The organism is Streptomyces sp. NPDC087420 (assembly GCF_044744165.1).
Lineage (GTDB): Bacteria > Actinomycetota > Actinomycetes > Streptomycetales > Streptomycetaceae > Streptomyces.
In genome coordinates, this window is sequence record NZ_JBIUXU010000013.1 from 210,930 (window position 1) to 223,020 (window position 12,091).

Below are 12,091 nucleotides of genomic sequence, written 5' to 3' on the forward strand. Positions count from 1 at the left end.
CTTCCGGCCCGCTGCTACGCGTGCTCGGAACGCCACCGTCCGCGACGCTAACGCACCGCACCACAGTGCGCGCAAGCCAGAAGTGGGGGTCGGGGAAAGACAACGCCCCTGCTCGTAGCAGGTTCGGCCGGAAATCCACAAGAGTGATCGCCCTTGGATTCACCCCATGGGGAGCCTGCGATCGCTACTCATACTCACGGCCGGGCGTGCTCAGGGCCGGGCGTACTCACGCCCTACGACCTCACGCCCTACGACCTCGCCGGCCGCGCCCCCAGGCCCAGCGGCCCGCCGATCTCCTCCGCCATGACCCGGCCCGCCTCCTCCGCCAGCGCGTCCTCCGCGTCCTCGCTCAGGTCCTGGTCCGTGTCCAGGCCGTCCAGGGCCGGGAGTGGCTGGTCCAGGCGGACGTGGGCGACCAGGGAGTGGAGGGCGCGGAGGGTGGCCGAGGCGGTGGAGCCCCAGTTCGAGAAGTACGAGAACTGCCACCACCACATCGCCTCGGTCGTCCGCCCCGCGCGGTAGTGCGCCAGGCCGTGGCGCAGGTCCGCGACCACCCCCGCGATGTCGTCCGAGATCCGCGCGGCGACCGGCGCCTTCCGCGGCTCGTACGGGTCGAAGACCTCCGAGTAGACGTCGATCGGCTCCAGGAGTACGGCGAACCGCTCGCGCAGGTCGTCCGTGTCCGGCTCCGGGCCGAGGTCCGGCTCGTACCGCTCGTCGGGGAGGATGTCCTCGTGCGCCCCGAGCCGGCCGCCCGCCAGCAACAGCTGGGAGAATTCCAGCAGCAGGAACGGTACGGCGCTGTCCGGCTCGTCGCCCTTGGCGACCTCCGTGACCGCGACGATGAAACTCTCGATCTGGTCGGCGATCTGGACCGCGAAGTCGTCCGGATCCTGATGAACCGCGTGCAGCGTTGCGTCAGACATCGAGAAGTCGTCTCCCCTCGAAGGCACGCCCGAGCGTGACCTCGTCGGCATATTCGAGGTCGCCCCCCACGGGGAGACCGCTGGCCAGGCGTGTGACCCGCAGGCCCATCGGTTTGATCATGCGGGCGAGGTACGTCGCCGTCGCCTCGCCTTCCAGATTGGGGTCCGTCGCCAGGATCAGCTCCGTGACCGTGCCGTCGGCGAGGCGGGTGAGCAGCTCGCGGATCCGCAGATCGTCCGGGCCCACGCCCTCGATCGGGCTGATCGCCCCGCCGAGGACGTGATACTTCCCGCGGAACTCGCGCGTACGCTCCACCGCCACGACGTCCTTGGGCTCCTCCACCACACAGATCACCGTCACGTCCCGGCGGACGTCACGGCAGATCCCGCACAGCTCCTCCTGCGCGACATTGCCGCACACCGCGCAGAACCTGACCTTGTCCTTGACCTCGAGCAGGGCGTGGGCGAGGCGGCGGACGTCGGTCTGCTCGGCCTGGAGGATGTGGAAGGCGATCCGTTGCGCACTCTTGGGGCCGACGCCGGGCAGCCTGCCCAGTTCGTCGATGAGGCCCTGAATCACGCCTTCGTACAACGGATTGCCTTTCCTGGTGCTGTGCGTGCGGTGTGCTCGCGCTGTGTGTTCTGTGCTCTGTCTCTGTTGTACGTACCGTAGTTGGTGCCCCTGTGCCTTTAGAAGGGCAGGCCCGGCATCCCGCCCAGGCCCTGCGCCAGCGGGCCCAGCTTCTGCTGCTGGAGCTGGTGCGCGTTCTCGTTCGCGGCGTGCACCGCGGCGACGACAAGGTCCGCGAGCGTCTCCGTGTCGGCCGGGTCCACGGCCTTCGGGTCGATGACAAGGGCGCGCAGCTCACCGGAGCCGTTGACCGTGGCCTTCACGAGGCCACCGCCCGCCTGTCCGTCGACCTCGGTCGCCGCGAGCTCTTCCTGTGCCTGTGCCAGCTCCTGCTGCATCTTCTGGGCCTGCTGGAGGAGCTGCTGCATGTTCGGCTGACCACCACCGGGAATCACGGTCACTCCTGGCATTTCGACGACGTTTTATCTGTAAGGCGAGCCTACGTGGTCCCCGAGCAGCGCGCCCTACCCCACAGGGACCAACTCTTTCGAGTGAGTGCCCCGGGCTCCTCTACCTGATCAACACGCCCGTGCGGGCGGAAACCCCCGGATTTCGAGCCTCCGGCCCACCATTCGGCGGTAGGAAGTGCATGCGCGTCAACACCCGTCGTCACAGCGTCACACATTGTCACGAAGATCCGTCACAGCAGACCGCATACGCCAATCCGTCCATCCGTCCATCCGTCCATCCGTCACAGCAGACCGCAGAGGAGTGCCCCGGTGAGCCAGCCGGAGATGCAGCCCGGAGGCCCCGCCCGGGAGGAGGACCCCTCGGACCACTCGTACTCGTCGAACCGCCCCGACCCCGCGAACCGGCCCGACCCGCCCGGCCACCCCTCGGACGCGTCGGGCCGGCCGGACCCGGGCCGGTCCGATCCCGCCGACGCGGCGGATCCCCCGCCCGGGAACGGAAGCGGGAGCGGGTGCGCCGCGCCCGGCCCGTCCGTCCGTGATCTGACCGGCGGCCCCTTCCCCCTCGGGGACTGGGGCGAGCCGGCGGAGCGGCTGGACGAGCTGTACCGGTGGGCCGAGACCGGAGCGCTGCGTACGGTCGCCTGGTATCTCGCCGACCGGGAACGGAAACGGCGCGCCGCGCGCGTCCTGCGGGCCGCCACGGCGTTCGGCGTGGTCGCGGGTACGGCCCTGCCGCTGCTGGACCTGACCCGGGCGCTGCCCGGGGCCGCGGGCTGGGGGTACGTCTCGCTCCTGCTGGGCGCGGCCTGCGTGGGGTGCGACCGGTACTTCGGCTTCACGTCCGGGTGGATGCGGTCGGTCGCGACGGCCCAGGCGGTGCAGCGCCGGCTCCAGACGTTCCAGTTCGACTGGGCGTCGGAGAGCGTACGGGAGGTGCTGGGCCCGGCCGAGGGCACCGCGAGCGAGGCGGCGGAGCGGTGCCTGAACGTGTTGCGGCGCTTCTCCGAGGACGTGACGGAGTTAGTTCGGTCGGAGACGGCGGACTGGATGGTGGAGTTCCGGTCGGGTCCCGCCCCGCTGGTCATGCAGTCCCTGGGGGGCGGGGGAGGGCGCCAGGACGTGGGGCCAGGGCCGGGGCGTTTCCCGCTGCCCCCGGGCACCCGCCCCAACATGCCGCGCCAGCGGCCACCGGAGTCGCCCCGGTGAGGTGAGGGGAAAGGGGAGCGGGAGGGGGCTGGGGAGCGAGATCGGGAAGGGGAGGGGGCTGGGGCGGGTGCCGGCGCGCTCGTCCGACCCCCGCCCCGGCACCCCGGCCGTCGTCAGCTGAAGATGATCATGGAGCCTTGCGCCAGACTCCTGGTGGCCGCCGCGTGCAGCCCCAGCCAGACATGACGCTCCCTGGCGAACGGACTGTCGTCGTACGGAATCGGGTTCGCCGGCTCCTCCAAGGAGGTCGGCCGGTCCGGCGGGGTCGGGGGAGACGGCGGATTGGCCGCGTCGATACCGATCGACGCGGCGACAAATTCGAGCTCCCGCAGCAGACCGTGCGTGGAGCCCAGCGGGCCACCGCCCGCGAGGAGTTCCTCGTTCGACAGGGGTACGGCGAAGTCCACCGGGACGTACGCCCCCGCGTGGTCGTAGTGCCAGACCAGGTGCGACTGCTGGGCCGTCGACTCGAACATCTCCAGCAACTGTTCGTAGTCACCGCCCAGTTCACCGACCGGCGTGACCGCCAGGCCGCACACCTGGAGCAGGTACACCCGCCGCAGGAAGTGCAGCGCGTCGTAGTCGAATCCGGCGACGGGGGCGACGTCCCCCGAGAGGCCCGGCATATAGGCGAAAACGGGGACGGCGGGGAGTCCGGCGTCGCCGAGCGCCTTGTCGTAGACGGCGATCTCATCGGCGAAGGGGTTGTCGGGGCTGTGGCACAGCACATCGACGAGGGGGACCAACCACAGGTCACAGGCCAAGGGAGGCTCGCTCTCCAACGAGTTCGTACGCGTGCGCGCGATGGTCACGATGGTCGGGACAGCGTAGTGCGGCGGGCACGTTCCGCGAAGGGTGCCGGTCGACCGGCCTTGCTCTCTCACGTCGACCGGCCTTGCTCTCTCACTATGCGTCACCCGTCACGGGAACCCGTACAGGCGACGTTTCAGGAGCCACCGGAGGACCGCGACGCCCTCGCCGCCCCCGAAGCCGGCAGGTCCCAGATCCACACCCCGTCCACCCGCCGCCCCGGCTCCCCCAGCAGCTTCTCCACCGTCTCGTACAGCGCCGCGTCGTTCGGCTGCGGCGCCAGCACGACCACCCCCGCCTTCCAGAACGCGAGGTCGAACCGCGCCTGGGCCTGCTGCCCAGGACCGATGGGCGGCACCTGGCCGGTGTTACGGACCTCACGCAGCCAGTTCGAGGTGAAGCGCGGGGACGCCCCGTAGATCCCCACCCGGTCGGGTCCCCAGGGCCCATTGAAGTACCCGCCCGGCACGGAGAAGCCGAGCCCGGACGCCGACTGCCAGTGCAGCGCCTCCGCGTCACCGGGATCCGGCAGCGGTACGGGCACGACGGACTCGCCCGGGGAGACGTACGAGCGGTACGTGCCGTCCGCGATGAACGCCGGGACGTCCGGCCGCTCCCGTACCGGCATCGGCGTCGGGACGATCGGGATCAGCGCCGCCGCCAGCGCCATGAGGCCGACGAGCCGCTCCGTACGCCGCGGGACGACCGCCGCGTCCCCCAGCCGGTCCGCCGCCAGCGCCAGCAGCGCGCCCAGCGCCGGAGCGCAGATCATCGCCACCCTCGACTCGATGACCGACTCGAAGAGCGGCTGGTGGGCGAGGACCCGCCAGGGGCCGGTCAGCACCACGTCCGTGAAGGGGATCCGTACCTTCGGCCCCAGCGAGAGCAGGGCGGCCACCACCGCCGTGAAGGCCAGGGCCCGCACGACGGCCAGCCGCCGCAGCCACACCACCAGACCCACGGACAGGGCGATCAACGGCCAGCCGTAGAAGGCGTTCTGCTCGGTACGGTTCATGGCGAGCGGGTCGGCCGCCGCCTCCGTGCCGAAGAGCGCGCGGCCGGAGAAGTGGAGGAAGGAGAGCGGGCTGTTGCCGGCGTTGTCGCCGTGCAGGACGCTGTGGTAGCTCTGCGGGCCGAAGAACTGCCAGTACAGCGGGAACGCGAGCAGCGGCAGACAGACCTGGAGCGCGTACCCGAGCCCCCGCAGCAGGGGGCGGACGGCCGCCTTCGCGACGTCGCGGCGCTGGAAGGCGTACGCGAGCGCGAAGAGCAGCATGCCCATGACGGCGAGCAGCAGCGGTTCCTCGCCGAGGAAGATCTGGTACGTCATGAAGAGGCCGAGGAGCACGCCGTCGCGGGCGACGCGGTTCGGGGCGGGGCTCTCGCCGCCCGTGCCGGCCTCGCACAGCCGCAGCGCCCGGTCGATGATCACCGGGATCATGAACAGCACCAGGAAGTTGGGGTGCGCGTTCGCGTGGGACATCATCGGCGGCGCGAACGCGGCCAGCGCGGCGCCGAGCGCGGCGGCCCAGCGGTTGCGTACCAGCCGGCGCGCGAAGAGCCAGTACCAGGCCGTCGCCGTCGCCGCCAGCCCGAAGGTCAGGACCAGCGCCCAGGTGACGGTCGGCCCGAAGGCGAGCGTGACGGGCGTGAGGGGGACGGAGAGGCCGAGCATGACGGTGTTCGCCATCAGGTTCACGCCGTCGGGGAAGTTCTGGAAGGTGGTGAAGAGGGGGTTGTGGAGGTGCCGCACGTTGTCGGCGGTGACCGCGAAGAACCACTCCCACTGGTTCTGGTCCGACCCCGAGTCGGCGAGGTAGGAGTGGTCGAGATCGTTCCAGAGGCCCTTGTAGAGGACGAGCGCGGCGAGGACGAAGAGGACGGCCACCGTCAGGTCCACGGGCCGCAGACCGGGGGCCCTGCGCGCCCAGCGCGCCGAACGCGAGCGGCCCGCCTTGAGGCGTACCAGCTCCAGCAGCACCCGGCCGTAGTCCAACGGCCGTACCTTGGAGCCCGGTTGGTGCGCCCAGCGCACCGGGACCTCCGTCACCGGCCAGCCCGCGCGCCGGAAGTACCGCAGTATCTCGACATCGATGCCCCAGCCGTCCAGCCGTGAGGCGGCGAACGCGGCGCGCGCCCGGTCGCCGTCGAACAGCTTGAAGCCGCACTGGGTGTCGGCTATGCCGTCGACCGCGACGGCCTGTATGAGCCGGTTGCCGAGCCGGCCCAGCCACTCGCGCAGCGCCCACTGGCGGACTTCGATACGGGCGTCGGGGTGGGCGCGGGAGCCGATGGCGGCGCCGGGGCCAACGTCCGTGGACTGCTCGTTGAGCTGCTTGTCGAGCTGCTTGTCGAGTTGGTCCAGCTCCTCGATCGGCGTCGCGAGGTCCGCGTCGGTGAGCAGGACGCGCCGGCCGTACGAGGCCAGTACGCCGAGACGCAGGGCGTGCCCCTTGCCGTGGTTGCCGGGGCTGCGTACCACCCGTACGCGCGGTTCCTCGGCGGCCACGGCCTCGGCGATCGCGACCGTACCGTCCGACGAGCCGTCGTCCACGACGATCAGTTCCCACTCGCCCCAGCGGCCCGGATCGGCGCCGAGATGGGCGCGTACGGCGTCGAGGGTGGGGCGCAGGCGCGCCTCCTCGTTGTAGGCGGGGACGACCACGGAGAGGGTGACGGTCGGCCGGACCATCTCCGCGTCCTGCCCGTCCTGCCCCTCCGGCGCCCCCGAACCACCCCCGCTCACCCGCGCGTACTTTCCAGTCGGTCCGCCCATCTCAGGGCGTGCTCGTCGTACGCCCCGATCACCGCCCGTACCGCCCCGGCGTCCCCCAGGGTGATCGCGTCGACCAGTGGTTCATGTCCGCTCCACAGCCACTTCTCGCCCTCCGCGTCCGCCCGCAGGAACGGCACGGAGAACACCCACGCCTGCACCCGCATCCGGTGCAGGAACTCACACACGTAACGGTTGGCGATCAGCCCGCCCAGCTCGCGCCAGAAGCGCAGGTCGTACCCGATCAGGATGTCCAGGTCCCCGGCCCTGGCCGCACGCGCGGCCTCCTCGGCCCTGCGCCGTACGGACACCAGCGACTCGCCGTGCGCCCAGGTCGCCGGACCCGTGCCGTCGAGCTTGCGGACCACCCCGTCCATGACCAGCGAACGCGCCTCGACCATCCCCCGGAAGTCCTCGACGGTGAACTGGTGGACATGGAAACCCCGGTGCTGGTCGGAGTCGAGCAGACCCTGCGCGGAGAGGTCGACGAGCGCCTCGCGCACGGGCGTCGCGGAGACCCCGTACTGCTCGGCGATGTGCTTGACGGTGAATTCCTGACCCGGCAGCAAACGCCCAGCGAGCACTTCGTCACGCAGCGCGTCCGCGATCTGCTGCCGCAAGGTGCTGCGGGTCACAGCTCCGCTGGCAGGCATGGTGGTACGTCCCCTCGTCCGGCTCCCGACACCCTAAGCCAGCGGGCGCGGGACGACGTCACGCCCGCGACCGGGCCGCCGCGCCCCGGCCCCCGCGGTCATCCCTCACACCCCCGGTGCCGTGACCGCCGCTTCAGGCGCCGTGACGGCCGGTTCCGGTGTCGTACGTACGGCCAGGACCGCGATGTCGTCGTCCAGTTTCCCGTCGCTGTGCCGCAGGAGCGCCCGGTACAGGTGGTCGAGCAGAGTCCGGGGCGGTACGGACGTCCACTCCCGCGCCCACGCCGCGAGCGGGAAGAACTCGCCGTCGCCGTCCCGCGTCTCGGTGACGCCGTCGGTGTAGAAGAGCAGCTGGTCACCGCCGACGAAAGGCACCTCCTCCACGTGGTACGCGCCACCCAGCAGCGTCGCGAGGTTGATGGGCGGTGACGACGTCCGGGGCGAGAGGGAGCGGATGTGCCCGTCGTGCGTCAGCAGGACCGGCGGGTGCCCGCAGCTGAGGATCCGCGCGTGCGTGCCGTGCGCGGGGATCTCGGCGAGGACGGCGGTGGCGAAGAGTTCGGGCGAGTCCGGGGCCGGGACCGTCGCCTCGTACCGGCCGACGGTGGTGTCCAGGCGCCGGGCGAGCCGGCCGAGGTCCGGCGCGTCGTACGCGGCTTCCCGGAACGAGCCCAGCACGGCCGAGGCCACGCCGACCGCGTCCAGCCCCTTGCCGCGTACGTCACCGATGATCAGCCGGACCCCGTAGGCGGTGTCGACCACCGCGTAGAAGTCGCCGCCGACCCGGGCCTGCGGGGCGGCGGCCACGTAGAGGGTCTCGATCTCCAGGCATCCGATGCGGGAGGGGACCGGCCTCAGCAGGACGCGCTGGGTGGTGTCGGCGACGGCCCGGACCTCGGCCAGCGTGTCCTCCCGCTGGAGGCGCAGATGGCTGGCGTAGGCGGCGGCCAGCGTGACCGCGCCGATGGCACCGGCGGTGTAGAGGGCCGCGTCGTGGTCGGCGATCATCGCGTACGCGATGACGCCCAGCAGACACACCACGCCGAGGGCGAGGGTGGCCGCCACGGACCAGAGCGACGCGGCCAGCGCGGGCGCGGCGGGCAGGAGACGGGTGAAGGGGACTTCGGGGGGCGTGAGGATCGCCAGGAGGGCGAGGACGGCGGTGAGGACCAGGGGCGCCCAGAGCATGGGGTCCCGCCGGCCGTAGCCCGGTCGGCGGGACGGAAACCGACCGAGTCTTTTCACATAACGCACCATACCTATACGTACTGCCCGCCCGGCGCTCCCTCAGCGCGCGGCTCGTCCCTCGCCTCTACACCGTGTACTCGTCCGCCACCGCCAACGCGGTGTCCAGGACGGCCAGCCCCTCCTTCGCCTCCGCCTCCGTGACGTTGCAGGCGGGGACCGCGTGCGTACGGTTCATGTTCACGAAGGGCCACAGGCCGTTCTTCTTGCAGGCGGCGGCGAAGGCGGCCATGGGCGCGTTCGCCTCACCCGTCGCGTTGTACGGGACGAGCGGCTCGCGCGTCTCCCTGTTCCGTACCAGGTCCAGGGCCCAGAACACCCCCGTACCGCGCACCTCGCCCACCGACGGATGACGCTCCGCCAGTTCGCGCAGACCCGGCCCGAGGACGGTCGCGCCGATGTGCGCCGCGTGCTCCACCACCTTCTCGTCCTCCATCACCCGGAGCGTGGCGACGGCCGCCGCGCAGGCCAGCGGGTGTCCGGAGTACGTGAGACCGCCGGGGTACGGGCGGGTGGCGAACGTCTCCGCGATCGCCGCCGAGATCGCGACCCCGCCGAGCGGTACGTAACCGGAGTTCACTCCCTTCGCGAAGGTCAGCAGGTCCGGTACGACGTCGAAGTGATCGGCCGCGAACCACTCCCCCGTACGACCGAACCCCGCCATCACCTCGTCCAGGACGAAGACGATCCCGTGCCGGTCGCAGATCTCGCGCACCCCCGCGAGATAGCCGGGCGGCGGCGTCATGACACCGGCCGTGCCGGGGATGGTCTCCAGGATGATCGCGGCGACGGTCGCGGGGCCCTCGAAGGCGATGGTCGCCTCCAGGTGCTCCAGCGCGCGCTCGCACTCCTCGGCCTCCGTCGAGGCGTAGAAGGGGGAGCGGTAGAGGAACGGCGCCCAGAAGTGGACAACCCCGGCGGTGCCGGTGTCCGACGCCCAGCGGCGGGGGTCGCCGGTCACGTTGATCGCGGTGGCCGTACCGCCGTGGTACGAGCGGTACGCCGACAGCACCTTCGGCCGGCCGGTGTGCAGCCGGGCCATCCGGACGGCGTTCTCGACGGCCTCGGCGCCGCCGTTGGTGAAGAAGATCTTGTCGAGGTCACCGGGGGTACGGGCGGCGATGAGGCGCGCCGCCTCGGACCGCACGTCGATCGCGAACGCGGGCGCGAAGGTCGTGAGCCGGGCCGCCTGCTCCTGGATCGCCGCGACGACGGTCGGGTGCTGGTAGCCGATGTTGGTGAAGACGAGGCCGCTGGTGAAGTCGAGGTAGCGGTTGCCGTCGTAGTCCCAGAAGTACGAGCCCTCGGCGCCGGCGACGGCGAGCGGATCGATCAGCTCCTGGGCGGACCAGGAGTGGAACACGTGCGCACGGTCAGCGGCTTTCACGGCCGCGCCGGCCTGCGGGTCGGCGTGCGGGCGGGCCTGCGGGCCGACGTGCGGGCCGACGTGCGGGTCCAGATGAGGGGTCATGCGGCCCAGGGTAGGGAGGCGCAGGTGGGGGACGGTATGGCCACCCTGTATGGAGTCGGCCACTTTGATGGGCAGGGTGTCGAACGGGGCCGCTCGGCAGGGGAAAGCCGACTCAGCGGCTACGGGCCCCCGCCCCCGTCGTACGGAACCGCGCCCGGTACGTCGACGGCGTCACCCCCAGATGCCGCAGGAACACCCGCCGCAGCGACTCGTCACTCCCGAGCCCGCTCCGCCGCGCCGCCCCCGTCACCGTCTCCCCCGCCTCCAGCAGCGCCTGCGCCGCCTCCAGCCGTACGGACTCGACGTACGCGGCCGGCGTGCTGCCGACCTGCTCGTTGAACAACCGCGTGAGGTGCCGCGCGCTCAGCCCCCCGCGCCGCGCCAGCGCCGGGAGGGAGTGGTCGGCGGCCGGATCCCCCGCCATCTCGTCCAGCAGCCCGCGCAGCACGTCGTGCCGCGGGCTCGGCGTGCGGGCGGCGACCGAGAACTGCGACTGCCCGCCCGGCCGCCGCAGGAAGACCACCAGGTCCCGCGCCACCTCGCGCGCCAGATCCGCGCCCTCGTCGTCCTCCACCAGGGCGAGCGCGAGGTCGATGCCCGCGGTGACGCCCGCGGAGGTGTACGTGTGCCCGTCCCGTACGAAGATCGCGTCCGGGTTGACGGTGACCGCCGGATGGCGCCGGGCGAGGACCGCCGCGTGCCGCCAGTGCGTGGTCGCGCGCCGACCGTCCAGCAGCCCCGCCGCGGCCAGCGCGAACGCGCCCGTACAGACGGACGCGACACGCGCGGACCGCCCGGCCAGGAAGGTGACCGCGTCGAGGAGCCCGTCCGGCGGCGGGTGGTGCGGCAGGTCGTCCGAGCCCGGGAAAATCACGGTGTGGATCTCGCCGGCCCCGCCGGCCCCTCCGACCCCGCCCAGCTCGGACACGGCCGCGTCGGCGTGCAGCCGGGTCCCGGTGGACGTGATGACGGGGGCGCCGTCCGCCGAGCAGACGGTCAGCGCGTACGAACCCCCGAGCCCGGCCGCCGTGGCGAACACCTCCAGCGGCGCGGCGACATCCATCAGCCGAACGCCGTCGTAGACGAACACGACGATGTCGCGGGGCTCGGCGCCCCGCCTTCCACGCTGCTGTCCAGCCCTCATACGACCACGGTAGCCCGGATCCATGTCCGGATGTGTGGGGTGTACGTCTCGGTAGACATGGCGGGACACCGGCATCCGGGCCGAAAGTGGAAGACGGAAGCAGCGCCTCCTCGACTCCTCGCCTCCTCGCCTCCTCAGGAAAAGGAATCCCGCCATGCCCGAGACCGTCGCCGGTATCGAGATCCCCGACAGCGCACTCGCCAAGGAAGCCACGGAGCTGATCCGGGACACGGCGAGCCCGCTGCTGTACGACCACTCCCGCCGGGTCTTCCTGTTCGGCTCGCTCCAGGGGCGGCGGCGCGGGCTGTCGTACGACCCCGAGGTGCTCTACGTCGGCGCGATGTTCCACGACCTCGGGCTGACGCCGGGGTACCGGACCTCCCAGCAGCGGTTCGAGATCGACGGCGCCGACGCGGCCCGCGACTTCCTGCTGCGGCACGGCCTCTCGCAGGACAGCGCGCGGATCGCGTGGACCGCGATCGCGCTGCACACGACACCGGAGATCCCGGGCCACATGGAGCCGGAGGTGGCGCTGGTGACGGCGGGGGTCGAGTTCGACGTGCTGGGGATGGGACTGGACGTCGTACCCCAGGAGGTCAGGGCCGAGGTCGTGGCGGCGCACCCCCGGCCGGACTTCAAGCGACGGATCCTCCAGGCGTTCACGGAGGGCATCGAACACCGTCCGCAGACGGCCTTCGGGAACGTGAAGGCGGACGTGCTGGCGCGCTTCTCGCCCGGCTTCGTCCGTACGGACTTCGTCGAGGTGATCGAGAACTCCGCATGGCCGGAGTGACGGGACGGGGCTGACGGACGGGGCTG

Annotated in this window: 11 protein-coding genes; 2 read left to right on the forward strand and 9 right to left on the reverse strand. The window is 71.7% G+C overall.

The window, feature by feature from the left end; genetic code table 11:
- Nucleotides 1-248: 248 nt before the first annotated feature.
- The 3 genes from ACIO1C_RS27070 to ACIO1C_RS27080 form a co-directional block, all read right to left on the reverse strand.
- Nucleotides 249-926 carry a DUF5063 domain-containing protein gene (locus ACIO1C_RS27070; RefSeq protein ID WP_161311299.1) on the reverse strand — a complete coding sequence of 226 codons (678 nt, stop codon included), beginning with the start codon at nt 924-926 and terminating at the stop codon, nt 249-251.
- On the reverse strand, nt 919-1,518 hold the full coding sequence (gene recR / locus ACIO1C_RS27075) for a recombination mediator RecR (RefSeq protein WP_401867888.1): 600 nt from the start codon (nt 1,516-1,518) through the stop codon (nt 919-921). Before recR ends, ACIO1C_RS27070 begins: the two co-directional genes overlap by 8 nt.
- Before the next feature lie 98 nt (nt 1,519-1,616).
- Nucleotides 1,617-1,952 carry a YbaB/EbfC family nucleoid-associated protein gene (locus ACIO1C_RS27080; RefSeq protein ID WP_401868132.1) on the reverse strand — a complete coding sequence of 112 codons (336 nt, stop codon included), beginning with the start codon at nt 1,950-1,952 and terminating at the stop codon, nt 1,617-1,619.
- A 324-nt stretch (nt 1,953-2,276) separates the two neighbouring features.
- On the opposite strand from ACIO1C_RS27080, the gene ACIO1C_RS27085 reads away from it, so the two are divergent.
- A complete protein-coding gene (locus tag ACIO1C_RS27085) occupies nt 2,277-3,176 on the forward strand; it encodes an SLATT domain-containing protein (protein WP_401867889.1) in 900 nt (299 codons plus the stop codon).
- 113 nt (nt 3,177-3,289) lie between these two features.
- On the opposite strand, the gene ACIO1C_RS27090 is transcribed toward ACIO1C_RS27085, so the two are convergent.
- The 6 genes from ACIO1C_RS27090 to ACIO1C_RS27115 form a co-directional block, all read right to left on the reverse strand.
- Nucleotides 3,290-3,940 (reverse strand): hypothetical protein, encoded by a 651-nt coding sequence (locus ACIO1C_RS27090; RefSeq protein WP_161311312.1) that lies wholly within the window; start codon nt 3,938-3,940, stop codon nt 3,290-3,292.
- A 182-nt stretch (nt 3,941-4,122) separates the two neighbouring features.
- Nucleotides 4,123-6,678: a dolichyl-phosphate beta-glucosyltransferase gene (locus tag ACIO1C_RS27095; RefSeq protein ID WP_401868134.1), complete on the reverse strand. Its 2,556-nt coding sequence runs from the start codon at nt 6,676-6,678 to the stop codon at nt 4,123-4,125.
- A 50-nt stretch (nt 6,679-6,728) separates the two neighbouring features.
- Nucleotides 6,729-7,412: a GntR family transcriptional regulator gene (locus ACIO1C_RS27100; RefSeq protein ID WP_401867892.1), complete on the reverse strand. Its 684-nt coding sequence runs from the start codon at nt 7,410-7,412 to the stop codon at nt 6,729-6,731.
- 105 nt (nt 7,413-7,517) lie between these two features.
- Nucleotides 7,518-8,600 (reverse strand): PP2C family protein-serine/threonine phosphatase, encoded by a 1,083-nt coding sequence (locus ACIO1C_RS27105; RefSeq protein WP_401867895.1) that lies wholly within the window; start codon nt 8,598-8,600, stop codon nt 7,518-7,520.
- Nucleotides 8,601-8,724: 124 nt separating this feature from the next.
- Entirely contained in the window at nt 8,725-10,128 is a 1,404-nt protein-coding gene (locus ACIO1C_RS27110; RefSeq protein WP_401867897.1) for an aspartate aminotransferase family protein, read from the reverse strand.
- 112 nt (nt 10,129-10,240) lie between these two features.
- The gene (locus tag ACIO1C_RS27115) at nt 10,241-11,272 is read right to left on the reverse strand and encodes a GlxA family transcriptional regulator (protein ID WP_401867899.1); all 1,032 of its coding nucleotides are present in this window, start codon (nt 11,270-11,272) and stop codon (nt 10,241-10,243) included.
- Between the two features lie 154 nt (nt 11,273-11,426).
- Between ACIO1C_RS27115 and ACIO1C_RS27120 the strand changes: the two genes are divergently transcribed.
- Nucleotides 11,427-12,065 carry an HD domain-containing protein gene (locus ACIO1C_RS27120; RefSeq protein ID WP_401867902.1) on the forward strand — a complete coding sequence of 213 codons (639 nt, stop codon included), beginning with the start codon at nt 11,427-11,429 and terminating at the stop codon, nt 12,063-12,065.
- The last annotated feature ends 26 nt before the right edge of the window (nt 12,066-12,091 follow it).